The organism is Cupriavidus sp. PET2-C1 (genome assembly GCF_054515855.1).
Window position 1 is genome coordinate 133,347 of the sequence record NZ_CM137259.1, and the last position, 25,706, is coordinate 159,052.

The window sequence follows — 25,706 nt, forward strand, 5'->3', positions numbered from 1 at the left end:
CTCATACGAAAGATTTCTCTCGCGGCTTCTAATGACGGATAGCCCCGCATCGTCGGGTCACTCCCTGGCGCCGGCGGCGCCAATTACCGCGAGACCGGCAGGCGTCCAAGCCTTTCCGGCCAAATTGCATGGGTATGAAGATCGCATCACTGGAAGATGAACCCGCAGAGGCGGCCCTGATCCGGCAGATTCTCGGCGAGGCCGGGCATGCCTGCACCACCTTCACGCGCAGCCGCGACCTGCTGCGGCAACTGCGCGAGGAAAACTTCGACCTGCTGCTGCTCGACTGGCAGATGCCGGATCTTTCCGGCAAGGAGGTGCTGACCTGGGTGCGCGCCAACCTGGACCGGCGCGTGCCCGCGATGTTCCTGACCTGCCGCGTGGAGGAAGAAGACATCGTCGATGGCTTCGCCACCGGCGCCGACGACTACATGCTCAAGCCGGTGCGTCGCGGCGAACTGCTGGCGCGCATCCATTCGCTGCTGCGCCGCGCCTATCCGGACCCGGGCAGCGGCGGCGCGCAGGTGGCGCTGGCCGACTACGTCATCGACTGCGCCGCGCGCACGGTGGCGCATCGCGCCCAGCCGCTCAGGCTGACGCCCAAGGAGTTCGACCTGGCCGTGCTGCTGTTTCGCAACGAAGGCCGCATCGTGTCGCGCGACCATATCGTGGCGGCGGTCTGGGGGCGCGAGATCTCGCCGCTGTCGCGCACCATCGATACGCATATGTCGCGTGTGCGCAGCAAGCTTGCCCTGCACCCGGAACACGGGCTGCGGCTGCTGCCGGTCTACACGCATGGCTACCGTCTCGAACTCACCGGCGCGGCGCCATGACGGCGTGGCTGCGTAGCGAAATCCTGCGCTGGGTAGCCGGCCTGCGCGCGGCCGCGCGGCACCTGGAGCGTCTCGCTCACAGGATGGGGGCAGGCAGGGAGGAGGGCGCGCGCGACAAGCCCGTTGGCATGACCGCCATCCGCGCCATGCTGCCTGCCGGCGGCGCCATCGATGCGGCGGCTTGCGACAGTGCGGCGCTGGCATCCTGGCAAACCGCCATGCGGGCGTTGTCGCACGATTTGCGCTCGCCGCAGAGTGCCATCCTGGCGCTGGTGCAATTGCACCAGGACGTGCCGTCCGCACGCGCGCACGCGGCATTCGTGGCGCAGACGGCGGGCTATGCGCAGGTGTCGCTGCGGCTCACCGACGACATCGCGCGGCTGTTGCGCGAGCTCGCCCACGGTTACCGCATGGAGATACTGGACCTGACGGCGCTGCTGCGCGAGTCCGCCGACACGCTCTGCCTGCACGCCGCGCCCGCGCCCGAACTCGAGCTGGCTGGCCACAAGGCCTGGATACGGGGCGATGCCGCCATGCTGCCCGAAGCCCTGCGCGTGCTGATGGCGCTGGCCATGATGTCCGCAGCCGGGGGCAAGCCGCCGCGGGTGTGCCAGCGGCTCGATGGCCGCCTCTGCCGGATTTCGATCGCCTTCGTGCCTGATGCTGATGTTGATGCGTGGCAGGACGCGCGTGCCGGGACGCCGGCGATGCAGTTTTGCCGCCGCGTGCTGTTGCGCCATGGCGGCGCGCTCGATGCGGATCGCGCCGCGGATGCCAAAGCCGGGACTGAAGACGGGACTGAAGCCGATGGCAGGGTCACCTGGCATCTGCACTTGCCCATGCTGCTCTGAACAACAAAAAAGCACCCGAAGGTGCTTTCTTGCAATCAGGCGTTACCCCGCGCGAGCGCGGGGCATGCCGACAAGGACAATCAGAAAATGTGGCGAATACCGAGTGCCGCACCGGTCTGGTTGTTCTTGCCCGGCAGTTCGGTCTTCGTGCCACCGGTCAGCTTGTTGTAGTCCACGGTGCCGTAGACCTGGGTACGCTTGGACAGCGAGTACTCAGCCAGCAGCACGCCGGTGTAACGGTTGCCTTGGTTGTTAGAAACGCCGTTCGCGTTCTTGACGTGATCGCCGTAGAACACGCCAGTCAGAGCCAGTGCCGGGGTTGCCTGGTAGGTCACGCCCAGGTAACCGATGGTGTCCTTGCGCGGGTTCGACGTGAAGTTGCCTGCCGGTACTGCGTTGGCGGTGCCAGCGGCCAGTGCGTCACCATTCAGGCTGGCATCAACGTTACCGGTGCGGTCCTTGCCACCCACGTAACCCAGGAAGATCTTGGCCGGGCCGATGCTGTACTTACCGGCCGCGCCCCACATTTGCTGCTTGTTGCCGTTGGCGTCGCGGACCTCTTGGTACACGCCACCAAAGCCGAACGGGCCAACGGTGTACGCAGCGCGGGTGCCCCAGTATTGCGACGAGGTGATGGAACCAGCCTTCTCGCCAAAGCCGTAGCTGGCGCCTACGTCCAGGCCGCCGAACTTGCCGCCGTAGCTGACTACGTTGTCATTACGGAAGTTCGTCAGGAAGAACGGCCAGGCGTTCGCGGTGTAGTTGCCGATGGTCAGCGGATCGTAGTCGCCGAAGAAGTTAAAGCCTTCGGTGTACTGGCGGCCCAGCTTGATGGTGCCGAAGTCGCCGGCCAGGCCCACATAAGCCTGACGGCCGAAGAGACGGCCGCCCGGATTGGCTGCGCTAGCTTGGTTGGCTCTGCCGGTATCCGGATCGAAGCCGTTTTCCAGCTGGAAGATTGCCTTCAGGTTGTTGCCCAAGGCTTCGCTGCCCTTGATGCCCCAGCGGCTGTTGGTGATGGCGCCGTTGGTCAGCTGATACAGGCTATCGTTGTTGCCATTCGAGTTATTGCTGTAGCGAATGCTCTGATCAACGATACCGTACAGGGTCACGGACGATTGTGCGTAGGCGCTGCCGGCCAGCAGCGTACCAAGTGCGAGGGTCAGGGCTGATTTCTTCATGTGGCTCCTTTTCTATTCTGTAGTGTCAGCGGTCGGATCGCGATAGCTGACGAGTTTACGTTTCGTGTAAACGCCCGCGAAAATTTAACAAAACAGAAAAGATTTAGACACTAATGCACGCCGTTGGCAGCCTCTAAGCTGGCAATTGGTGCAAAAACGTTGCGACGCCGCGACAAATCTACACAATGGTGCATCGCGAGATGAATCGAGCGTGACTCGCGCACCCCACGGTGTGGGGGATGATGCCGGCAGCGCGAGCGCGCTCCGGCCACCAAGGCAGGCCAGGCGGGCGTTTCACGGTGAAGCGCCGCCGCTTGAAGAGCGGGCCGGAGCGTGCTGGCCCGGCTCAGGGTTATCCCTGTGGGATCTCGATCTTGACCTCGAGCACCTCGAGATTGTCCTGGCGTTCCAGGCTCACGCGCAGATCCTGGTCGCTGATCTTTACGTATTTGGAAATCACCGCGACCAGCTCGCGCTGCAAGGCAGGAAGGTAATCGGCCGGCGCGGAATGGCCGGTGCGTTCATGGGCGAGGATGATCTGCAGCCGCTCCTTGGCAACCGAGGCGGACTTCTTCTTCTCGCCGAGCAGGAAGGACAGAATCGACATGATGGTAGACCCCCCTTACTTATTGCCGAAGATGCGCGAAAGCAGCCCCGGCTTCTGGTAGTCGGTGAAACGCATCGGCTTGTCCTTGCCGAGGAAGCGGTCCACCAGGTCGCCATAGGCGTCGGCCACGTCGGAGCCTTCCAGGTGGATGGCCGGCGTGCCCTGGTTGGATGCGTGCAGCACGGCTTCGGATTCCGGCACCACGCCGATCAGCTTGATGCGCAGGATTTCCTGGATGTCGGTGAGCGACAGCATTTCGCCGCCGTGCACGCGCTTCGGGTTGTAGCGCGTGATCAGCAGGTGTTCCTTGATCGGGTCGCCGCCTTCGGCCGCGCGCTTGGTCTTGGACGACAGGATGCCCAGGATGCGGTCCGAGTCGCGCACCGAGGACACCTCGGGGTTGGTCACGACCAAGGCCTCGTCGGCGAAGTACATGGCCAGCAGGGCGCCCGACTCGATGCCCGCGGGCGAGTCGCAGACGATGTACTCGAAGCCCATGTCGACCAGGCCATTGATGACCTTCTCCACGCCTTCCTTGGTGAGCGCGTCTTTATCGCGCGTTTGCGAGGCCGGCAGGATGAACAGGTTTTCGCACTTCTTGTCCTTGATCAGCGCCTGGTTCAGGTTGGCTTCGCCCTGTACCACGTTGACCAGGTCGTACACCACGCGGCGCTCGCAACCCATGATCAGGTCGAGGTTGCGCAGGCCGACGTCGAAGTCGATCACGGCAGTCTTATGGCCACGCAGGGCCAGGCCGGCGGAAAAGCTGGCGCTGGTGGTGGTCTTGCCTACGCCTCCCTTGCCGGAGGTCACAACGATGATTTTTGCCATGGCTCTTGGATCCAGTAATGGTTGAAGCTTGCGCTGCTGTGGTTTGGGCTCTGCGGCGGGTGTTACTTCATCCGGAGCGGTTCGAGAATCAGTTTCTCCCCCGACAGCCGCACCTGGGCCGATTTGCCCAGCACATCGGCGGGCAGCGGCAGTTCGGCGGTGCGGTAGATGCCGGCGATGGAGAGCAGTTCGGGTTCCAGGCAGGTGCAGAAGATGCGCGCCTGCGCGTAGCCCTTGACCCCCGCCAGCGCGCGGCCGCGCAGCGGGGCATAAATATGGATGTTGCCTTCGGCGATGACCTCGGCGCCGTAGCTGACCAGGTCGAGGATCACCACGTCGCCGGCGGCGTAGATCTGCTGGCCGGAGCGCAGCGGCTTGTCGATCAGCATGGTGGGCACGCTGCGCGACGCGGCTTCGGCAATGGCGGCCGCGGCGGCGGCTTCCACTTCGGCGGCCGCAGCCTTTGCCTCGGCCTGGGCCGCAGCCTGGGCGTCGGCCAGGGCTTCGGCCGGGGAGGGGCCTGCCGGCTCGGCCGGCGGGGTTTCGTCCCGGCCGCCGCGCCGGCTCTGGCTGTCGAGCAGCGGCAGGCCAAACGACTCGGCCCAGCCCCGCTGCGCCTCGCGGGCCACCACGCCGATAGCGCGGGCCTTGAGCAGGGCCAGGGTCTCGATCACCGTGTCCAGGGCTACCTGGTCGTCGCCTTCCAGCCGGCGCAGGTCCAGGGCCACCACATCATTGGAGAAGAAATCGGGAGTCGATTCGAAGCGGGACAGGAGATCGTCACGCAGCGCTGCGATGTCAGTGGTCTTGAGAGCGAGGAGGAGGGCGTCGACATTGCCACTGCGCAGCTCGAAGCGTGGCGATTTCTTCTGGGACATAGTCGGTGACCGTGGAAATGGGACATTCTAACTTCGTCTGGGTGCAGAACTGTAACAAATGCCGGATGACCCGAGACCAGTGCCGGATGCGGCGCGTCGGCGGCGCCCTTGTTACGATTGCGCCATCTGAACAACGGAGCAGCCATGGGCGCGATCGTCAATAGTGTGGCCTACCGCAGCGGCAAGCGCGTAGGTGATGTCGCCCTGGACCAGATCAGCGAGGCAATCTCGGTCCCGGGCACCTTCGTCTGGCTGGGCTTGCACGAACCGGACCTGCCGCTGCTGCGCAAGGTGCAGCAGGAGTTTGGCCTGCACGACCTGGCGGTGGAGGATGCCCTTGATGCCCACCAGCGCCCCAAGCTGGAGACCTACGGCGACTCCATCTTCATCGTGCTGAACACCGCACAACTGGTGGACGAGGAAGTGGTGGTGGGCGAGACCCACCTGTTCGTCGGCCCTAACTATGTGGTGTCGGTCCGTCACGGCGCGAGCAGCAGCTACGCGCCGGTGCGCGAGCGCTGCGAGAGCGACGCGCGCGCGCTGGCCAACGGCCCGGGCTACGTGCTCTACGCGCTGATGGATTTCGTGGTGGACCACTACATGCCCATCGTCACCCGGCTCGAGGATGGCTTCGAGCAGCTCGAGCAAGGCATCTTCCGCGACGAGTTCGACCGCGCCGCGATCGGGCACCTGTACCACATCAAGCGCCAGGTGCTGCGCCTGCGCAATGCGGTCTACCCGATCGAGGAGATCTGCGGACAACTGATCCGGTTGCACGAGGACCTGGTGCCCAAGGAGCTGCGCGCATACTTCCGCGACATCGAGGACCATGCCAGCCGCCTGGTGCGCAGCCTGGACGTGGTGCGCGAGATGTTGACCACCGCGGTGCAGGTGAACCTGGCGCTGGTCACGGTGGGCCAGAACGAAGTGGTCAAGCGCCTGGCCGGCTGGGGCGCCATCCTGGCGATTCCCACCGTGGTGTTCAGCTTGTACGGCATGAACTTCAACTTCATGCCGGAGCTGAAATTCCACTATGCGTATCCGACCGTGATCGGGGTGACCGCGCTGGCCTGCGGCGGGCTCTGGCGCAAGCTGCATAGGTCCGGCTGGATCTGACCTGCGCGGCGCCGCAACCCGGTTGCCACGCCTGCCGCCCCCACGCAGCCCCCCGTTCATCCCCACCGATCCTCCCTGCGCAGTCCGGGGCGGGGCGCCATGCCATGTTTATGGGATTCCCACCTGCTGGCCGGCTGCTTAGTCTTGCCCGTGCCGGGGGCCGCAAGACTGCTGCCATCGGCCGGCTAACGAATAACAGGGTCTTGCCGTAAATCATGTTGCCGGCACGGCGCTGGCAAAAAAAAGCAGAAGAAACACCGGAATCCATTCTCAGGGGGGAAATCCAATGAAGCTCCAACTTCAGACATTCGGGGTCGCGCTGAGCGGCGCGGCACTGCTGGCGCTGGCCGCCTGCGGTGGCGGCGGCAGCGATAGCACAAGCAGCGGCGCCGCCGGCGACAAGCCGGTCCTGGCCGCGGCCGCGGTGACCGGCACGGCCGCCACCGGCGCGGCGCTGGCCAACGCCAATGTGGCCATTACCGACAGCGCGGGCGCGTCCCCCTGCCAGGAAGCCGCGATCACCACCAGCGCGCTGGGCACCTACACCTGTAGCCTGAAGACGGGCGAGGTGGCGCCGTTCTTCGTGGTCGTCACCGACCCCACGGGCAACACCGCCCCGCTGGTCAGCGTCAGCACCGTCACGCCGGCTGCCGGCGCCAAGCTCACCATCAACGCTACGCCGCTGACCACGGCCATCGTGGCGCAACTCGCCGCCGACGGCAATCCGCTGACGTTCGTCAGTGGCAAGACGGTGGATGCCGCTGCCTTGCAAAAGGTCACCGCCAATGTGGTCGCGCAGCTCGCCAGCGTGCTCGCCGCCATCGGCGCGCCCGCCAGCTACGATCCGTTCTCGACCGTCATCACCGCTGCCACGTCCGCCGGCGTTGGCAACACCGCCGACCAGGTGCTCGATATCGTCAAGGTGGTCACGGATCCGGCCACCGGCAAGCTGGCGCTGGCCACCGTCGACAACCCGACGCCCGTGGCCATCGCCACCGCCACCAACACGGGCGGCACGCTCAAAGCGCCGCCCGCCGGCGTCGCGGCCCTGCCGCAGGCAGCGCAGGCGGTCGCCAAGGGGCTCACAGCCTGCTTCGCACTGCCCGTCGCGCAGCGCGTGACGTCCTCCAATGCCAGCCAGAGCGAGTCGCAGGGCGGCCCGGAGGTCAATGGGGTGGCGTCCGCATGCCAGAACATCGCCGCCGACGTCAGCAACGCGGCCGGTGTCGATTTCCTGCACAACGGTTACTACTTCGGGCAATTGCTCTACGGCATCCTGACCAGCGATACCATGACGGGCGCACAGTTCAGCGTGCCGGAAATCATGGCGTTCTATCCCGCCGCGTCGACGGCCTCGGGGCGTGACGAAGCCATCTTCAACATCCGGTACCTGGACGCCAGCGGCAACCCCGGCAACATCATCACCACGGCCCGCGATATCGCGGGCGGCGCAGCCAGCGCGCATCCATCGAGCTGGTGGCTGGTCGGCAACCAGCAGCCGGTCGACGTCACGCTCAAGCTCCAGATCCGGCGCGTCGAGCAGATGAACCCGGGCTTCAACAAGAGCAACAACAACTACAGCCACTTCCAGAGCGGCATCCAGTTCCTGATCAACGCCAAGGGCCCGGGCAGCGTCGTCAACAACGCCCCCCTGAGCTATGCGCGCGTCACCGGTCCCGGCTTGCCGAGCAATGGCATCGTCTATATCGCGCCGGTCCCGGCCGAGGTGGGCCAGACCTACATGGATGTGAGCAACAAGACCGGCACGGTGCCCGTCACCGCCCAGTGCGGCAACGAGTTCAGTCCGCCCTCGCCGTCGTATAACTGCCCGAACTTCTGGTTCTCGCGGACCGCGGGCCTCAGCGGTAGCGCGGCCAGCACCCTGGCGGGCAATCCCACCAGCCTGGTGTGGGCGCAGGCGGCGGACAACGCCGATGCCTCCAAGGTGGTCAAGGGCGCGAAGTACCGCATCGAGCTGTTCCATGGCACCAACACCACGCCGACCTACAGCTACAACAAGACCCTGTTGAGCGACCTTGTGCCGGCTACCCAAGGGGTGAACCTGCCGTGGAACACGCTGGGCAGCAAGTCGCTGGCCGCGCTGGACCCGTCCAACGCCAGCCTGGCCGGTGCGCAGACGTCGCTGACGGCGGACTGGGTGCAGAATGTCTCCGCCCAGCAGATTGGCAGCGTTGCCGCCACGGTTGACAACAACGGCACCTGGAGCACATCCACGCCGGCGCCCAGGGGCGCGACCTCGATCGTGGTCAACGCGGCGGTGCCGGCCTTCACGGCCACCACCAACCGCGGGCTGCTGTTCGGCTACCGCATGCTGGACAACAGCAACAAGTCGGCGGTCTTTACCTACAACTGACCGCACAACCGACCACATAACTGAAGCAACGGATCAGGCGCTCCTGACGCGGCCGGCGCCACAGCCGGCTTCGGCGACCTGCATAGCCCCGCAAGGCCAACAGCCTGCGGGGCTTTTTTTTTTAAGCTGGCGCCGATGGCTGGCGGCCGCCACGCGCTTTCGCACCGTTTTTACGCGATTTTTATATCTTCTTTACACCCCCGCCTTCCCTCTCTACCCCGTTTTTACCGCTCGATCCCTAATCTGCCATCTGTGAATCACTCACGGTGTGTTGCCATGGACGGGATCTATTTCATTGGTTTGTTGCTGTTTGGTGCGCTGACTGGCGCACTGCTGCTCTTGTGCGCCGCGCTCGCAGGCAAACCGCCGGGCGCGGCCGAGGGGCCGGGCGGAGAAGCCGCCGACGCGCGCCGCAAGGACAGCGCCACCGACAGGAGGCTGTGATGGACTGGGCTGACCTGCTGGGCGGCGTGCTCGCCGTTGCTGTCTTTATCTACCTCCTGATCGCCCTGTTCCGGCCGGAGAAATTCTGATGTCCACCGAATTCCTGGGACTACTGGTCCTTTACCTAGCCATCCTGCTGGCGCTCGCGCCCTTCGTGGGGCGTTATATCCGCCGCGCGATGGAAGACGACCGCTACCTCGCCACGGCCTGGGGCCGCCCGCTTGAGCGCGTGCTGTACCGCGTGGCGGGCGTGCGCGCCAATGCCGAGATGGGCTGGAAGCAATATGCCATCGCGGTTATCGCCTTCAACATGCTGGGCGTGGTGGTGGTCTATGCGCTGCAACGCATGCAGGCCTGGCTGCCGCTTAACCCGCAAGGCTTCGGCGCGGTGTCGCCGGACTCGGCCTTCAACACCGCCGTGAGCTTCGTCGCCAATACCAACTGGCAGGGCTATGCGGGCGAATCCACCATGAGCTATCTCACGCAGATGCTGGCGCTCACGGTGCAGAACTTCTTCTCGGCGGCCACCGGCATCGCCGTGGTGTTCGCGCTGATCCGCGGCTTTGCGCGCCAGAGCGCGGCCACCATCGGCAACTTCTGGGTCGACATGACGCGCTGCACGCTCTACGTGCTGGTGCCGATCTCCGCGGCGATCGCGCTGGCGCTGGTCAGCCAGGGCGTGATCCAGAACTTCGACAGCTACAAGGAAGTCAGCCTGGTCACGCCGGTCGAGTACAGCCAGCCCAAGGTGGACGCAGCCGGCCAGCCCGTGCTCGACGCCAAGGGCGCGCCGGTGATGGAGGCCATGAAGACCGACAAGCAGACGCTGGCAATGGGCCCGGTGGCTTCGCAGGAAGCCATCAAGATGCTTGGCACCAACGGCGGCGGCTTCTTCAACGCCAACTCGGCGCATCCGTTCGAGAACCCGACCGAGCTTGCCAACCTGATCGAGATGCTGGCCATCTTCCTGATCCCGGCGGCGCTGTGCTTCACCTTCGGCGAGATGGTCAAGGACCGCCGCCAGGGCGTGGCGATCCTGGCGTCGATGGCGGTGATCTTCATCGTGATGGCATGCGTCGCGGCGGCCTCCGAGCAGCAGGCCAACGCCGCGCTGGCGGGTTTGCCGATCGACCATGCGGCCAGCGCGCTGCAGGCCGGCGGCAATATGGAAGGCAAGGAAACGCGCTTCGGCATCGCCGCCACCGCGCTGTTCGCCACCATCACCACGGCGGCGTCGTGCGGCGCGGTCAACGCCATGCACGACTCCTTCACCGCCATCGGCGGGCTGGTGCCGATGCTGCTGATGCAGCTTGGCGAAGTGGTGTTCGGCGGCGTGGGCTCGGGCCTGTACGGCATGCTGGTGTACGCGGTGCTCGCCGTGTTCATCGCGGGCCTGATGATCGGCCGCACGCCGGAGTACCTGGGCAAGAAGATCGAGACCTATGAGATGAAGATGACCGCGGTGGCGATCCTCGTCACGCCGCTGCTGGTGCTCCTGGGCACGGCGGTGGCGGTGATGGTGGAGCCGGGCCGCGCCGGTGTGTTCAACCCTGGCACGCACGGCTTTTCGGAAATCCTCTATGCGTTCTCGTCGGCTGCCAACAACAACGGCAGCGCCTTCGGCGGCTTGTCCGCCAACACGCCCTTCTACAACGTGGCGCTGGCGGCAGCGATGTGGTTCGGCCGCTTCTGGATCATCGTGCCGATCCTGGCCATGGCGGGCTCGCTGGCGGCCAAGCGCAGGCTGCCGGTGACGGGCGGCACCATGCCCACGCACGGCCCGCTGTTCGTGGTGCTGCTGGTCGGCTCGGTGCTGATGGTGGGCGCGCTCACCTATATCCCGGCGCTGGCGCTGGGCCCGGTGGCGGAGCAGCTGCAGGCGCCGGCGGTCTCGGCGGCTAGCAAGTAATGGAGAAACGCATGCAACAAGAATCCATGGTGACGCGCAGCAAGAACGCCGGCGTGGCACCGGCAAACACGACCCCGGCCACCAGCGTGGTCACGCCGGTCCTGGCCGCGCAAAAGAGCGGCGGCCATCATCGCCCGCGCGGCGGCATGTTCGCGCCCGAGCTCGTCAAGCCGGCCCTGCTCGACTCGGTGAAGAAGCTCTCGCCGCGCGACCAGTTGCGCAACCCGGTGATGTTCGTGGTCTATGCGGGCAGCATCCTGACCACGATCCTGTTCTTCCGTGCGCTGTTCTCGCCCGCCACGGCGGGTGGCGAGAGCGCCGGGTTTATCCTGGCCGTGTCGGTGTGGCTGTGGTTTACCGTGCTGTTCGCGAACTTTGCCGAAGCGCTGGCCGAGGGCCGCAGCAAGCAGCAAGCCGAAGCGCTGCGCGGGCTCAAGACCACCGTCACCGCCAAGCTGGTCAAGGAAGGCCGGCGCGACTACCGCGCCGCCGGCGCCACCGAGGCGCGCGGCGCTGCCGCGCTGCGCCGCGGCGACGTGGTGCTGGTCGAGGCGGGCGACATGGTGCCCGGCGACGGGGACGTGATCGAAGGCGTGGCCTCGGTGGACGAGAGCGCCATCACCGGCGAATCGGCTCCCGTGATCCGCGAATCCGGTGGCGACTTTTCTTCGGTCACCGGCGGCACGCGCGTGCTGTCCGACTGGATCGTGGTGCGCATCACCACCAATCCGGGCGAGAGCTTCATCGACCGCATGATCACCATGGTGGAAGGCGCCAAGCGCCAGAAGACGCCGAACGAACTGGCGCTGACCATCCTGCTGGTGGGCCTGACCATTGTGCTGCTGCTGGCCACCGCCACGCTGCAACCGTTCTCGGTGTACAGCGTGTTCGTCGCCAAGGCCGGCATGCCCGTCACCATCACCGTGCTGATCGCGCTGCTGGTGTGCCTGATCCCGACCACCATCGGCGGCCTGCTGTCGGCCATCGGCGTGGCCGGCATGAGCCGCATGATGGAAGCCAACGTGATCGCCACCTCGGGCCGCGCAGTGGAGGCCGCCGGCGACGTGGACGTGCTGCTGCTCGACAAGACCGGCACCATCACGCACGGCAACCGGCAGGCTTCACGCTTTATCGCCGCGCCCGGCGTGTCGGCGCAGCAACTGGCCGAAGCCGCCTGGCTGTCGTCGCTGGCCGATGAAACGCCGGAAGGCCGCAGCATCGTCACGCTGGCGCGCCAGCAGGCCGGCGCCGCCACGCCCGATATCAGCGCGCTGCGCCCGATCTTCGTGCCGTTCACCGCGCAGACCCGCATGAGCGGCGTGGATGCCGGCGGGCGCAGCGTGCGCAAGGGCGCCGCCGATGCCGTGCGCAAGTACGTGACCGAGCGCGCCGGCAAGTTTCCCGATGCCGTGATGCAGGCTGTGGACGACGTGGCCCGCGCCGGCAGCACGCCGCTGGTAGTGGCGGAGTCCAGCACCGATGGCGAGCACGTACGCGTGCTTGGCGTGGTGGAGCTCAAGGACATCGTCAAGGCCGGCATTCGCGAGCGCTTTGGCGAGCTGCGCAAGATGGGCATCAAGACGGTGATGATCACCGGCGACAACCGCCTCACCGCCGCGTCGATCGCAGCGGAAGCCGGCGTCGATGACTTCCTTGCCGAAGCCACCCCTGAAGCCAAGCTCAAGCTGATCCGCGACTACCAGGCCGAAGGCCGCCTGGTGGCGATGACCGGCGACGGCACCAACGACGCACCGGCGCTGGCGCAGGCCGACGTGGCGGTGGCGATGAACAGCGGCACGCAGGCGGCGAAGGAAGCCGGCAACATGGTCGATCTCGACAGCAATCCGACCAAGCTGATCGAGATCGTCGAGATCGGCAAGCAGATGCTGATGACGCGCGGCTCGCTCACCACCTTCAGCGTGGCCAATGATGTGGCGAAGTACTTCGCCATCATCCCGGCAGCGTTCGCCACCACGTACCCGCAGCTCAACCAGCTCAACGTGATGGGCTTGTCGACGCCGGCCTCGGCCATCTTGTCGGCGGTGATCTTCAACGCGCTGATCATCGTGGTGCTGATCCCGCTGGCGCTGCGCGGCGTGGTGTACCGGCCGCTCGGCGCGGCCATCTTGCTGAGGCGCAACCTGCTGGTGTACGGCCTCGGCGGCATCCTGGTGCCCTTTGTCGGTATCAAGGTGATCGACATGATCCTGACCCTGTTCGGCTGGGTCTGAGCGCAGCATCGCACGCATTGCACGCGTCGAACGCGCTGAACATAAACGGAGCCATCCATGAATACGCAAGTCCAACCCGCCCAGCCCGCCACGCCCATCCAGGGTGGCCTGCTGCGCCCCATGCTGACGATCTTCGTCGTGCTGTCGGCCGTCACCGGCCTGCTGTACCCCGGCGTGATCACCGGCATCTCGCGCGCCGTGTTTCCGCATGAAGCGGCCGGCTCGCTGATCGTCAAGGACGGCCGTGTGGTCGGCTCGGAACTGATCGGCCAGCCGTTCTCGGATCCCAAGTACTTCTGGGGCCGCTTGTCGGCCACCGCGCCCATGCCGTACAACGCGGCGGCTTCCGGCGGCTCCAATCTCGGCCCGAGCAACCCGGCCCTGACCGATGCCGCGCGCGCCCGTATCGACGCGCTGCGCGAGGCGGACCCCGGCAACAAGGCACCCGTGCCGGTGGATCTGGTCACGGCTTCCGGCAGTGGCCTCGATCCGCAGATCAGCCCGGCTGCGGCGCAGTACCAGGCGGCACGCGTGGCCCGGCTGCGTGGCTTGCCGCTGGAGCGCGTAGAGGCGCTGGTGGCGGCCAACACAGAAAAGCCGCTGCTCGCGGTGATGGGGGATCCGGTGGTGAATGTGCTCCAGTTGAACCTGGCGCTGGATGCCGGGAAGCCGTGAAGGGGCTCTCACTCTACCGCGCAGTGCAGCAGGGAGATGCGGCCTTCGCTACGGCTAAGCGTGGCACAATCGTTTTCATCCATCCTCCTCCCGGGCAATGACCCCCACCATGCCTGACACCGCCCAGCGCGACGCCCCCGGCCGGCCTGATCCCGACGCCTTGCTGCAACGCATGCAGCAGGAGGGGGAGCGCGCCGCGCGCGGCAAGCTGCGGGTGTATTTCGGCGCGTCCGCGGGCGTGGGCAAGACCTTCGCCATGCTGACCGCCGCCCGGGCGCTGCGCGAGCAAGGCAGCGATGTCGTGATCGGCGTGGTGGAGACCCATGGCCGCGCCGAGACCGAGGTGCTGATCGCGGGGCTGGAGCGGCTGCCGATGAAGGCCATGCCGCATCACAAGCTGGACGACCGCGTGCTGCAGGAGTTCGACCTGGACGGCGCGCTGGCCCGGCGCCCGGCGCTGGTCCTGGTCGACGAACTGGCGCACTCCAACGCGACTGGCAGCCGCCACCCCAAGCGCTGGCAGGACATCGAGGAGCTGCTCTCGGCCGGCATCGATGTGTGGACCACCGTCAACGTCCAGCACCTGGACAGCCTCAACGAGGCGGTGGGCGGCATCACCGGCATCCGTGTGTGGGAGACGGTACCCGACACGGTCTTCGATGACGCCGACGAAGTCATCCTGGTGGACCTGCCCGCCGACGAATTGCTGCGGCGCCTGCGCGACGGCAAGGTCTACCTGCCGGAGCAGGCGCGCACCGCGGCCACCAATTTTTTCCGCAAGGGCAACCTGATCGCGTTGCGCGAGCTCGCGCTGCGCCGCACCGCAGACCGCGTCGACGACGACGTGCGCGCATACCGCCATGCCGAATCCATTCGCCCGGTGTGGCGCACGCGCGAGGCGGTGCTGGCGTGCATCGGCACTGGCGACGATGCCGCGCAGGTGGTCAAGAGCGCGCGCCGGCTGGCCGGGCAGCTCGATTGCGACTGGCACGTGGTCACGGTGGCCACGCCGCGCCTGGCGCCGCTTGCCGAGCACGAGCGCGCGAATATCGAGGAGGCGATGCGCCTGGCCGAAGAGCTGGGCGCGCGCACCGAGACGCTGGCCGGCAGCGATATCGTGCAGGCGGTGGCGGGTTATGTGCGGCGCCACAACCTCACCAAGGTGGTGGTCGGGCGGGCCCCCGGCAACTGGCGCCGCAGCGGCGGCAGCCTCCTGGCGCGCGGCCGGGCGCTGCTGGCGCTCGGCCTGTCGCCGTTCCTGGGCGCGCGCGCCTGGCTGTTCGGGCGCCATAGCTTTGCCGATTCGCTGGCGCTCGGCTGCCCGGAGATCGACGTGATCCGCGTGGCCGCCGACGCCATGGGCGCCGATACGCGCGGCCGCGCGCAACCGGCGCTCGGGCGCGCCGACGTGCGCGACGATCCGGCGCGCATCGACGACAGCAGCGTGGTGGCGCACCGCATCGACTACCTGTGGGCGGTGGCATGGTGCGGGGGCGCCAGCTTGTTGTCGGCGCTGACGCGGCCGTGGTTCGACCTGGTCAATATCGCGATGTTGTTCCTCGCGGCCGTGGTCGGCGTGGCGCTGCGCCACGGCCGCGGCCCCGCCGCGCTGGCCTCGGTGCTGTCGGTGGCGGCCTTCGACTTTTTCTTCGTGCCGCCGCGCATGTCCTTCGCGGTGAGCGACGTGCAGTACCTCGTCACGTTCGCGGTGTTGCTGACGGTGGGCCTGGTGATCGGCCAGCTTACCGCCGGGCTGCGCGAGCAGGCCCAGGTGTCGGTGGAGCGCGAGACCGATGCGCGCACCCTGTACGAGCTGGCGCGCGAGTTGTCCGCTGCCTTGATGCCCGAGCAGATCATCGACATCAGCAGCCGCTTCCTGCAAGCCGCGCTTGGCGCGCGCTCGGCGTTCTTCCTCGTTTCGCCCAAGGGGCGGCTGATGCCGCCGGTGATCGACCCCACGCAGCGCGGCAATGACGCGATCGATCCGGTGCTGGCGCAATGGGTGTTCGATCACGGCCAGCCCGCCGGCACCGGCACCCACACGCTGCCGGGCAGCACGGTGCTTTACCTGCCGCTCAAGGCGCCGATGCAGACGCGCGGCGTGCTGGCGGTGGAGCCGCAGGAGTGGCGCGCCTTCGCGCGGCCCGAGCGGCGCCGGCAGATCGACGTGTTCGCCACGCTGATCGCCATCGCCATCGAGCGGCTGCACTACGTGGAGGTGGCGCAGCAGGCGCTGGTGTCGATGGAGTCGGAGCGGCTGCGCAGCTCGCTGCTGGCCGCCGTCTCGCATGATCTGCGCACGCCGCTGACCAGCCTGATCGGCATGGCCGAGACCATGCAGCGCACCGAGCCGCCGCTGCCGCCGTCGCTGTCGGAAACCGTCGGTGCCATGCGCGAGCAAGCCCTGCGCATGCGCACCATGGTGGTCAATCTGCTCGACATGGCGCGGCTGCAAAGCCGCGACGTGCGCATGCAAAAAGAGTGGCAGTCGCTCGAAGAGCTGGTGGGCGCGGCGCTCGCCGGCATGCGCGATGCGCTGTCGCGGCACCGCGTGTCGGTCGCGGATCTATCGGCGCTGCCGCTGGTGGAGTGCGATGCGGTGCTGATGGAGCGGGTGCTGTGCAACCTGCTGGAGAATGCTGCCAAGTACACGCCGCCGGGCACCGGCATCCGTATCTCCGGCGAAGTGGTCGAAGCGGAGGTGCGGCTCGCGGTGGCGGACGATGGCCCCGGCGTGCCGCGCGGGCAAGAGCTCTCGATTTTCCAGAAATTCACGCGCGGCGAGCGCGAGTCCGCGACCGCGGGCGTTGGCCTCGGCCTGGCCGTGTGCGAGGCCATCGTGCAGGTGCACGGCGGGCGCATCTGGGTGGAGAGCGTGAACGCGGACCACACTGGCGCACGCTTTGTCGTGGCGCTGCCGCGCGGCAATCCGCCTGCGATCGAGCCCGAGCCGCCCGAGGCACTTGAGTCGGCGCTACTCGCCACGCCGGGCAACGGCGCAGGGCTGGCCGCGCGCGATGCGGCAAACAAGGAGTCCAACTGAAATGGCATTTGAATTTTCGCCGACTGTGTTGCTGGTCGAAGACGAGCCGCATATCCGGCGCTTCGTGCGCGAGGCGCTTCAGGCAGAAGGCTGCGCGGTGCATGAGGCCGAAACGCTCAAGCGCGGCCTGATCGATGCGGGCACGCGCCAGCCCGACGTGGTGATTCTCGACCTGGGCCTGCCCGATGGCGACGGCATGACGCTGATCCGCGAGATGCGCACCTGGACCGAAGTGCCGGTGCTGGTGCTATCGGCGCGCTCCGGCGAGGACGACAAGATCGCCGCGCTGGACGCCGGCGCGGACGACTACCTGACCAAGCCATTCGGCGTGGGCGAGCTGATCGCGCGCGTGCGCGTGCTGCTGCGCCGCCACGCCAAGACCAATCCGCAAGGCACGCCGCAGATCGGCTTTGGCGAGGTGCAGATCGACCTGGCCAACCGCGTGGTCACCCGCGCCGGGCAGGATGTGCACCTGACGCCGATCGAGTATCGCCTGCTTGCCGTGCTCATCGCGCATCGCGGCAAGGTCATGACGCACCGCGAACTGCTGCGCGAGGTCTGGGGGCCGGCGCACTCGGAGAGCAGCCACTACCTGCGGGTGTACATGGGGCACCTGCGGCACAAGCTGGAAGCCGATCCGGCGCAGCCGTCGCACCTGATGACGGAGGTGGGGGTGGGATACCGGTTCGTGGGGTGATGCGTTCCGCCGGCAACAGGATGGCGGCCGATGGTTAGTCAGGTAGTCAGGCGGCCGGCTCATGCGGCACCGGTGGGCTGTAGCGCAGGTTCCCCAGCACGGGCACGTGCCGCAGGAAGCGGAACATGCCGTTGTGGTCGATCCACCTGGCGTATGCCACATAGTCCGGATCCTGGGACAAATGCCGCTCTTCCGTCATGGCCCGCATCGCATAGATGCCATTCAAGGCCAGCAGGAGCAGGCAGTGGCGCAGCGTTTCATCCGCCGAGCCCTGGGCCATGAAGGGGATGGAGATCATCCACCAGGACAGGTTCTTGGCCACATAGGCGGGATGCTTGGTCCACCGGTAAGGCCCGTTGGTGATGATGCCCCGGTGGGTCAGGTTCGAGAACCGCGCGCCGAAGATCACCGTCGCCCAGACGTAGATCGCCGTCAGCACCAGGATCGCGCTGCCCCAGATGCCATAGAGCAGCGGCGTGTTCCAAAGCCACGCGCCCCACTGCAGGCCGGTTTCGTAATGCAGGTACTGCCGCCCGACCAGCGACCAGAACGGTTCGTAGCATGCCAGCGCCACCGCCCAGCCCAGCATGGACGGCTCGGCCGAGCGCACGTGCGTGTCGGTGATGCGCAGCGCCATCAGGTAGCCCATCACCACCAGGCCGACATCGATGAAGTACAGGAAGCCGTAGAGCAGGTCGAACCAGGCCTTGAAGCTCGTCAGCAGCGCAAAGTCGGCGGCGATGAAACGCGCCAGGTCATTGCACATATAGGTGAACATCAGGGGCAGGAAGAAGCCCTTGATCAACCAGGCTAGCAGATGCTGCCCCGCCACCTTGCCATCCACCTTGCCCCACTGCAACGTGACCAGCTTGCCCATGTGCCAGTAGCCGTCCAGGGGCCGGGCCATCCTGCGGTCGACGAAGAAGAAATAGGGCAGCGCCAGCGCGACCCAGCCCGGCAGCACGATTGCCAGCATGGAGAAGTAACGCGCGTAGAAGGCCGCATGGTATTCGGGGAACAGCCAGTACAGCAGGCCGACAAAGCCCATGCTGGCAAGCAGGCCCGCAAATTTGGTCAGGCTACGGTGCCACGACGGATTGTCCCGGGAAAAATCCAGGCCGGTGGCGGCGCGCAAGTGCACCTTCTGCCAGATCAGGTCGAGCAGGAAGATGGCCGCTGCCGTCACCCCGACGATGAACAGGGCCGAATGCACCATGTTTTCGCCGAAGGGCCGGTCGGTCCGCACGATGGTAACTGCCAGCAGGAACGCGGCCAGGCCCACGGCGGCGACGGCGCCGTGGGTGGCGGAGCGGGGCCGCGGCGCTTTGTCTTGCGGTGTCGTCACTGACATCGTCATGGACTGTTTCCCCCCGGTGACGCCATCTTGGATATCGCAGTGAGTGCGAAGGGCTGGATTACGCATGGCGATTAGGAGTCGAGTGCTTTGATCAGTGTCGATCCTATCCAGTGGAACAACTGCAAAACTGACAAATCCTGACATTGCCAAGGAAAGCGAAAAGGCCCGATCCTTGCTGGGATATAGTCGTGGCCTTTTCCGCGAAACGCGACTTGAAGGGACAATGCTTCGGCTATTCTGGATCGTTCTCTTGTGCTGGCTCGGCCACTCCGCAGCGTGGGCAGACATGCGTCTGCCGCAGGCGGGAGAGGTCTCTCTGGGCGAGCATTGGGAGCTGCTGCGCGATCCGCAGGATGTGCTGACCATCGAGCAGCTATCGCGGCCGGAGTTCGCGGCGGCCTTCCAGCCGCAGCATTCCCCTCCCGCCCTTGGCTACGTGAAGGGGGCCGTCTGGCTGCGCATCACCCTGACGCGCCCCGAGCAAGCCGCGCCGGTATGGTTGCTGGAACTGCGCTCGGCGTTGCTGGACGACGTCACGCTGTTCGAGCCACTAGCGGCGGGCGGATACGCGCAGCGGGTGTCCGGCGACAGGCGGCCGGTGGCGGGGCGCGACGTGGATTACCGCAATCCGGTGTTTCAGCTCGACTTGCCGGCGGACAAGCCGGTCACTGTGTATTTGCGCGTGCGCAGTACCAGCACCATGAGCTTTCCCCTGGTGGCGTGGTCGCCAGAAGCGTTCATTTCCTTTATCGGCACCGAGCTGCTTCTGTTTGGCTTGTTCTACGCAGCGCACCTGGTCTTGCTGATTACCAGCGTCTGGTTTTATTGGGTCACGCGCAATCTTTCCTTTGGCCTGTTCAGCCTGACTGTGCTGGCCAATCTGTTCACCTCGTTGTCCGCCGAGGGCTTCACGTATCAGTACCTCCTGCCTGGATGGCCGCTGACGAGCGATGCCGTCTACGTGGTGAGCTGGTTTTTCGCGACGCCGCTCGGCACCTTGTTCACGGCGCACTACCTGGGCCTGTACGAGTCGCCGTGGCGGCGTTGGGCGATCGGATTTTCGCGGCTGGCCTGGGGCGTGGCGCTGGTCATGACCCCCTGTCTGCTGCTGGGCAACGTCTGGTGGATACGCCCACTGGCGCTGCTCTGGGGCCTCGTCACCATGGGCATACTGCTGATCGCTTCCGCGGCGATGACCTGGCGCGGCCAAAAGGCCGCGCGTGTGCTTTTGTTCGTCCTGGTTCTGCTTTTTGGCGGCACCATGTTGCGCCTGGCGCGCAATGTCGGCGCGATCGATCCCGGCGCGTTCGTCGATAACGCCAACTACCTGGGCATGATGGCGTTCCTGCTCATCATGAATTCGGCAATCAGCTGGCGCTACACCGACATGCGTGCCGAAAAGGAGGCCGCCCAGGCCGAAGCCTTGCGCGTGGCCCGTCAGGCCGAGCGCGACCTGGAGGTCAAGGTCGCCTTGCGTACCCAGGCGCTCAGGGATGCCATGGCGCAGGTGGAAGCGTCGCTGTCGCTGGAGCGGCGCGCGCAGGAGGAGCAGCGGCAGTTCCTGTCCACGGTCTCGCATGAACTGCGCACGCCGCTGGCGGTGATCGATGCCACGGCGCAGAACCTGGACCTGGACGATGCCCATGATGACCCGCAGACTTCGGCCCGGTACCAGAAGATCCTGCGTGCCACGCAACGCCTGACCATGCTGCTCAATGACTCCCTGCATGAAGATGGCTTCGAATTGCTGCGCCATGGTTCCCGGCCGTCGCCCACCAGCCTGTCGGATTTGCTGGCGGATGCCGCGGCGGCGGCGCAACTGCTTTCGGAGGGGCATCGGCTGGAGGTGGATGGGGAGCGCTTGCCAGAAGCCTTCCTGTGCGATGCCAGCCTGCTGCGGCTGGCATTGCGCACGCTGGCCGACAACGCGGTGAAGTACACGCCCGCGGGCTGCCGGGTGGTCTTGCGGGGCCGGGAGGTGGCCGAAGGCGTGGTGCTGGAGGTGCAGGACAATGGCCCCGGCATCGAGGCGGCGGACCTGCCGCGCGTATTCGAGCGCTTTTATCGCGGCCAGAATGCGGGCCAGAAGCCGGGGACCGGGCTTGGCTTGTCGCTGGCCCGGCGCATGGTGGAAATGCAGGGCGGCACCTTGACCCTGGACAGCGCGCCCGGGCAGGGCTGCCGCGCCACGATCTTTCTGCCGTCGGCGCTGCCGGGCCTGCAGGCTCAGGCCAGCGCGATGGGCGCGGCGAACGTATAGCCTTTGCGGTGGGCGGTCTTGAGGGGCAATTCGCTGCCCGATTCGCTGCGCCAGCGTTGCCGCAGCCGGCTGACCATGGTCTCCAGCCGGCGCTCGTCGTAGCTCAGCCAGTCAAAGCCGAAGCCTTCGGCGATCTGGCGGCGATCGACGGGCTGGGTGGGATGGCGCGCCAGCATTTCGAGCAGCTTGCTCTCGTTGGACGACACGGCCATGCGGGCTCCCGCCGGCGCCACCAGCGTGCTGGCCTGCCGGTCGAGCCACCAGTTGGAGACGACGCGGCGGCTCAAGGCGCGCAGGATGGCGTCGAATTCGAGCAGCTTGACCGGCTTGACCAGATAGTGGTCCGCCCCGCCGTTCAGGCCGTGCAGCTTGTCCTGCGTTTCGCCGCGGGCCGTGAGCATGACGATGCCGCAGCCGGGGCGCTCGCGGCGCAGGCGGCTGGCCGCATCGAAACCCGTGCCGTCGGGGAGCATGACGTCGATGACGGCGATGTCCGCCTGCGCGGCCAGGGGCAGGAATTGCGCCAGGCTGCCGGCCTGGCTGACCGTCCAGCCTCGCTTTTGCAGGAAAGCCGCGATTTCCTCGCGCAGCTCGACCTCATCCTCGAGCAGGACTACATTGCCCATTTCAAAACCTTGCAGCGGTTGCGTTCGATGATCGGGGCGAGGAATCTCCGTGCTTGCCTGACAAGATTCGACGGCGTCAGCTCCGGGCTCCCCCTCCTGGCCGTTGCCCTGGCACTGGCGCCCAGGGTGGCCTAAGCGGTATTACGGCCAGACCGGCAGGAATCTTTACCCCTCCGCGGCGGTATCCCGGCCCGTCGGGCCACGATCCAAGCCACCTCATCAAACTAAACCACCTCACCAAACGCCAAAAAACACGCCCGCCTGCTTATACACATTGGTCTTGGCCGCCACCTCGTCGTTGCTCACCGTGGTGCGCGGCTTGAGGGTGCAGAACCATTCCAGCAGGTGCAGCCGCATCGTCGAGCGGATGGCCTCGTGGCCGGCATCCTCGCCCAGGTCGAAGAACTCGTCCGGGTCGCGTTCCAGGTCGAACAGCTGCGGGCGGAATCCCTGCCAGTGCACATACTTCCAGCGCGCATTGCGCACCATCCACGCCCGGCACTCGCCTGGCTGCCGGCCCAGCGCGATCCGCGCGCCACGATACGCGTAGTCCAGCTCCGACACCACGAAATCCCGCCACTGGCCATTGCCGCGCTCGCGCGTGAGATCCAGCAGCGAGCGGCCTTCCACGCGATGGTCGGCCGGCGGCAGGCCCAGCGCGTCCAGCACGGTCGGCACCACGTCCACGGCCGAGACCATGCGCGCATCCGCGCTGCCGCGGGTGGCGTCGGCTTCGGCCGAGGGGTCGTAGACAATCAGCGGGATGTTCTGCACGGTGTCGTAGAACTGCTCCTTCTCGCCGAGCCAGTGGTCGCCCAGGAAGTCGCCGTGGTCTGCCGTGAACACGATCAGCGTGTCTTCCCAGCGGCCCAGACGCTCCAGTTGTTCCCACAACTCGCCCAGGCGATCGTCGATCTGCTGCACCAGGCCTTGATAGGCGGGACGCACCGTGTCCGAGACTTCGCTGCGCATGAAGTTGGCGCATTCTTCCTGCGTGCGGTACGCGTCGAGCACCGGGTGCGGGTTGTCCAGCTCCGCCTCGTGGCGCTTGAGTGGCAGGCAGTCGTCCAGCGAATAAGCCGCGTGGTAGGGCGCGGGCGCCATGTAGGGCCAGTGCGGCTTGACCAGCGACAGGTGCAGCACCCAGGGGTCGTCGCCGCGCGCGGCGATGTACTGCATCGCCTGGCCCACCGTATAAGCCGTCTCCGAATGCGCTTGCGCCACGCGTGCCGGCAGGCCGGCATTGCGCATCTGCCAGCCCGACACGATCTCGCCCTGCGCGTTCTCGGCGCTGATCACGTAGTCCGTCCATGGGTCGGCGCTGTCGTAGCCTTGCTTGCGCAGCCACTCGGCATAAGCGCTGTGCGGCTCGGCGTGGTGGCCGTCATGGCGGTCGACTTCCACAAAGTGCCCGCTGCGCAGCAGCGTTTCCAGCTCGCTGCCGCCGTCGAGATGCAGGCGCTTCATGTTGGCGTTGTCGGGCATCACGTGCGTCTTGCCGGCCAGCGCCAGCGCACGGTGGCTGTCCTTCAGGTATTCGCCCAGCGTGACTTCGCCAACGGACAGCGGCACACGGTTCCAGGTGGCGCCGTGGCTGCTCGGGTAGCGCCCGGTGTAGAAGCTCATGCGGCTCGGGCCGCACACGCCGGAGGTGACGAACGCCTTGGTGAAGCGCACGCCGCGCGCGGCCAGGGCGTCGATGTGCTTTGTGCGCAGGGTGGGGTGGCCGTAGCACGCCAGGTGGTCCTGGCGCAGCTGGTCGCACATGATGAAGAGGGTGTTTCGGGTGGTCATGGCTTTGTGGATGCCGGTCGGGCCACTGACCCTGACCTGATCGGCATCAATTTAATAAATAACGTAATGTAAATTTTCGTCTATTCAATCCATGTTAGAAATAACATTCATGAAATGAATAAATATGGCGAAATATGATGGGGTGTTTTCAATCCCCGGTATAGCCAGAGGCCTTGACCACCGGTCCCCACCGTCCGGCATCCGCCGCCAGCACCTTGCCGAACTGCTCCGCGCTCCCGGTTTGCGGCTCCAGCCCCAGCTTCAGGAACCGCTCCTTCAGGTCCGCCGACTGCACCGCATGCACGATCGCCGCATTCAGCCGGTCGATCGTTGCCTTCGGCACGCCGGCCGGCGCCAGGAACCCGTACCGGCCAAGCCCCTCGATGTCCTTGTAGCCCAGCTCGGTAAACGTGGGCACATCCGGCAATGCCACCGAGCGATGCGTCCCTGAGCTCGCCAGGACGCGGATCTTGCCCGCGCGATGCATCTCGGTGAGATCGGCGAGCGTATCGACCGAGGCCGGCACCTGCCCGCCCACCAGCGCATTCATCAGCGGTGCCGAGCCGTTGAATGGCACGTGCAACATCTCCACGCCCACCTGCTTGCCGATCAGCAAGCCAAAGAAGTGAGGAATGCTGCCTAGCGCCGGCGAGGCGTAGGAATTGTTCTTGGCCGGGCTGGCCTTGAGCCACTCGATGTATTCCTTCAGCGTCTTGGCCGGCGCGCCGGGGCCGGTGGCCAGGGCCAGCTGGAAGTTGGCGGTTTGCGCCACCGGCACGAAATCGCGCTGGATGTCGTAGTTCAGCTTGCGGTAGGTCAGCGGGGCGATGGTCATCACCGCGGAGTTGGCGACCACCAGCGTGTTGCCGTCGGCGGGCAGGGTGCGCGCATAGTCCATGACCAGGCGGCCGCCCGCGCCCGGTTTGTTCTCGATGACCACGGTTTGCTTGAGTTCCTCGCGCAGCTTGTCGCCGATGAGGCGGGCGGCCAGGTCGGCGGTGCCGCCGGCGGGGTAGCCCACCAGGATGCGCAGCGGGCGGTCGTTCTGGGCGCTGGCCGGCGCGCTGGCCAGGCACAGGGTGGCCAGTGCGGTCATGGTGGCGAGGGTGGGGACTAGCGCGCGCAGCAGTTTGGCGGGTTTCACGGGTTCTCCTGTTGGTTCGGCATCGGCGGGAAGCCGGCCAATTTATCGATACGGCCCGCAGGCGCCAAAGAAAGATTTCGCGCATCGATGTGCGTGTTTCGTTCCTGGACCCATGCCTGCCCGGCCATACCCCGGCGGATGCGCTTAGCGCGCGGCCCGCCAGTTCTTATGCAGCGGCACAGACGCTAACACCCAGCCATATAATTGACAAAATCAACTAAATTTGCGGGTGCGGCATGAACGGCAGCCAGGCGGGCGAGCAGGCACAGGCACAGGAGCGCAGGGAGCGGGACGCCGGCGAAACGCTGCAGCATCCCGCCCGTCTGGCCGACTTCCTCAATTACCGCCTCTATCACCTGACCCGCGTTGCCCTGCAAGCCAGCGGGCATCACCTGCGTGCCGCGGCCGGGGTGAGCCGGCGTGAGTGGCGCATGCTGGCCTTTCTCGGCGAGCAGCCGGGCACGCGCCTGACGGAGCTGGCGCAAAGCGCCGGGCTGGACAAGGTGCTGGCCAGCCGCGCCGTGCACGCCCTGATGGCGCGCGGCCTGGTGCAGCGCGCCACGCGCGGCCAGGACAAGCGGGCGGCGGCGTTTGCACTGAGCGAGCAGGGCGAGGCGGTCTACCAGCTTGCCTTTGCGCAGGCCCAGGCCTTCAACGCCCGCCTGGCCGCCTGCCTGGATCCGGAGGAGGCGCGGGTGCTGGCGCGTTGCCTGTCCAGGCTGCACACGGAGGCCGAGGCCTTGCTGGCGCAGGCGCAAGCACTGCCCAGCAGCGTACCCGCGCCTGCGGAACCGGCGCAAAACTGGTGGCGCCAACCGTAAGGCCTGGCCGGCCGCATCCGACTGCACCTGGCGA

General features: G+C 66.5%; 21 protein-coding genes. 13 read left to right on the forward strand and 8 right to left on the reverse strand.

The window, feature by feature from the left end; translation table 11 throughout:
• Positions 1–134 precede the first annotated feature (134 nt).
• A complete protein-coding gene (locus ACX12D_RS00595; protein ID WP_459372521.1) occupies positions 135–833 on the forward strand; it encodes a response regulator transcription factor in 699 nt (232 codons plus the stop codon).
• Positions 830–1,684 carry an ATP-binding protein gene (locus tag ACX12D_RS00600; protein ID WP_459372523.1) on the forward strand — a complete coding sequence of 285 codons (855 nt, stop codon included), beginning with the start codon at positions 830–832 and terminating at the stop codon, positions 1,682–1,684. The genes ACX12D_RS00595 and ACX12D_RS00600 overlap by 4 nt, the downstream gene beginning before the upstream one ends.
• A gap of 80 nt (positions 1,685–1,764) precedes the next feature.
• Here the strand turns inward: ACX12D_RS00600 and ACX12D_RS00605 are convergent, their stop codons facing one another.
• The 4 genes from ACX12D_RS00605 to minC all read right to left on the reverse strand — a co-directional run bounded on the left by ACX12D_RS00605 (position 1,765) and on the right by minC (position 5,181).
• Complete coding sequence (locus ACX12D_RS00605; RefSeq protein WP_459372524.1) at positions 1,765–2,865, reverse strand: porin; 1,101 nt, start codon at positions 2,863–2,865, stop codon at positions 1,765–1,767.
• Between the two features lie 352 nt (positions 2,866–3,217).
• Positions 3,218–3,472 carry a cell division topological specificity factor MinE gene (gene minE, locus ACX12D_RS00610; protein ID WP_006164360.1) on the reverse strand — a complete coding sequence of 85 codons (255 nt, stop codon included), beginning with the start codon at positions 3,470–3,472 and terminating at the stop codon, positions 3,218–3,220.
• Positions 3,473–3,487: 15 nt separating this feature from the next.
• Entirely contained in the window at positions 3,488–4,303 is an 816-nt protein-coding gene (gene minD / locus ACX12D_RS00615) for a septum site-determining protein MinD (protein ID WP_043342744.1), read from the reverse strand.
• Positions 4,304–4,365: 62 nt separating this feature from the next.
• Positions 4,366–5,181, reverse strand: a complete 816-nt coding sequence (gene minC / locus ACX12D_RS00620) for a septum site-determining protein MinC (protein ID WP_441640180.1) — start codon at positions 5,179–5,181, stop codon at positions 4,366–4,368.
• Positions 5,182–5,325: 144 nt separating this feature from the next.
• On the opposite strand from minC, the gene ACX12D_RS00625 reads away from it, so the two are divergent.
• The 9 genes from ACX12D_RS00625 to kdpE all read left to right on the forward strand — a co-directional run bounded on the left by ACX12D_RS00625 (position 5,326) and on the right by kdpE (position 17,670).
• Positions 5,326–6,297, forward strand: coding sequence for a magnesium and cobalt transport protein CorA (locus tag ACX12D_RS00625; protein ID WP_459372526.1), 972 nt, complete (start codon positions 5,326–5,328; stop codon positions 6,295–6,297).
• Between the two features lie 286 nt (positions 6,298–6,583).
• Entirely contained in the window at positions 6,584–8,671 is a 2,088-nt protein-coding gene (locus tag ACX12D_RS00630; protein ID WP_459372527.1) for a hypothetical protein, read from the forward strand.
• A 276-nt stretch (positions 8,672–8,947) separates the two neighbouring features.
• Positions 8,948–9,115, forward strand: coding sequence for a hypothetical protein (locus ACX12D_RS00635; RefSeq protein WP_459372528.1), 168 nt, complete (start codon positions 8,948–8,950; stop codon positions 9,113–9,115).
• Positions 9,115–9,204 (forward strand): K(+)-transporting ATPase subunit F, encoded by a 90-nt coding sequence (gene kdpF / locus ACX12D_RS00640; protein WP_006164365.1) that lies wholly within the window; start codon positions 9,115–9,117, stop codon positions 9,202–9,204. The genes ACX12D_RS00635 and kdpF overlap by 1 nt, the downstream gene beginning before the upstream one ends.
• Positions 9,204–11,024: a potassium-transporting ATPase subunit KdpA gene (gene kdpA / locus ACX12D_RS00645; RefSeq protein ID WP_459372529.1), complete on the forward strand. Its 1,821-nt coding sequence runs from the start codon at positions 9,204–9,206 to the stop codon at positions 11,022–11,024. Before kdpF ends, kdpA begins: the two co-directional genes overlap by 1 nt.
• 11 nt (positions 11,025–11,035) lie before the next feature.
• Positions 11,036–13,255, forward strand: coding sequence for a potassium-transporting ATPase subunit KdpB (kdpB, locus tag ACX12D_RS00650; protein WP_459372530.1), 2,220 nt, complete (start codon positions 11,036–11,038; stop codon positions 13,253–13,255).
• Between the two features lie 57 nt (positions 13,256–13,312).
• The gene (gene kdpC / locus ACX12D_RS00655) at positions 13,313–13,930 is read left to right on the forward strand and encodes a potassium-transporting ATPase subunit KdpC (protein WP_459372531.1); all 618 of its coding nucleotides are present in this window, start codon (positions 13,313–13,315) and stop codon (positions 13,928–13,930) included.
• Between the two features lie 109 nt (positions 13,931–14,039).
• Positions 14,040–16,973 carry a DUF4118 domain-containing protein gene (locus ACX12D_RS00660; RefSeq protein ID WP_459372532.1) on the forward strand — a complete coding sequence of 978 codons (2,934 nt, stop codon included), beginning with the start codon at positions 14,040–14,042 and terminating at the stop codon, positions 16,971–16,973.
• Between the two features lies 1 nt (position 16,974).
• The gene (gene kdpE / locus ACX12D_RS00665) at positions 16,975–17,670 is read left to right on the forward strand and encodes a two-component system response regulator KdpE (protein WP_253932621.1); all 696 of its coding nucleotides are present in this window, start codon (positions 16,975–16,977) and stop codon (positions 17,668–17,670) included.
• A gap of 46 nt (positions 17,671–17,716) precedes the next feature.
• On the opposite strand, the gene ACX12D_RS00670 is transcribed toward kdpE, so the two are convergent.
• Positions 17,717–19,027 carry an isoprenylcysteine carboxylmethyltransferase family protein gene (locus ACX12D_RS00670; protein ID WP_459372533.1) on the reverse strand — a complete coding sequence of 437 codons (1,311 nt, stop codon included), beginning with the start codon at positions 19,025–19,027 and terminating at the stop codon, positions 17,717–17,719.
• Positions 19,028–19,313: 286 nt separating this feature from the next.
• On the opposite strand from ACX12D_RS00670, the gene ACX12D_RS00675 reads away from it, so the two are divergent.
• Entirely contained in the window at positions 19,314–21,287 is a 1,974-nt protein-coding gene (locus ACX12D_RS00675; RefSeq protein ID WP_459372534.1) for a sensor histidine kinase, read from the forward strand.
• Here ACX12D_RS00675 and ACX12D_RS00680 read toward each other — a convergent pair.
• The 3 genes from ACX12D_RS00680 to ACX12D_RS00690 form a co-directional block, all read right to left on the reverse strand.
• Positions 21,254–21,913, reverse strand: a complete 660-nt coding sequence (locus tag ACX12D_RS00680; RefSeq protein ID WP_459372536.1) for a response regulator transcription factor — start codon at positions 21,911–21,913, stop codon at positions 21,254–21,256. The genes ACX12D_RS00675 and ACX12D_RS00680 overlap by 34 nt on opposite strands.
• A gap of 234 nt (positions 21,914–22,147) precedes the next feature.
• Entirely contained in the window at positions 22,148–23,707 is a 1,560-nt protein-coding gene (locus ACX12D_RS00685) for a sulfatase-like hydrolase/transferase (RefSeq protein WP_459372537.1), read from the reverse strand.
• Positions 23,708–23,855: 148 nt separating this feature from the next.
• Entirely contained in the window at positions 23,856–24,803 is a 948-nt protein-coding gene (locus ACX12D_RS00690; RefSeq protein WP_441640192.1) for a Bug family tripartite tricarboxylate transporter substrate binding protein, read from the reverse strand.
• A 284-nt stretch (positions 24,804–25,087) separates the two neighbouring features.
• On the opposite strand from ACX12D_RS00690, the gene ACX12D_RS00695 reads away from it, so the two are divergent.
• Positions 25,088–25,672, forward strand: a complete 585-nt coding sequence (locus ACX12D_RS00695) for a MarR family winged helix-turn-helix transcriptional regulator (RefSeq protein ID WP_459372538.1) — start codon at positions 25,088–25,090, stop codon at positions 25,670–25,672.
• The last annotated feature ends 34 nt before the right edge of the window (positions 25,673–25,706 follow it).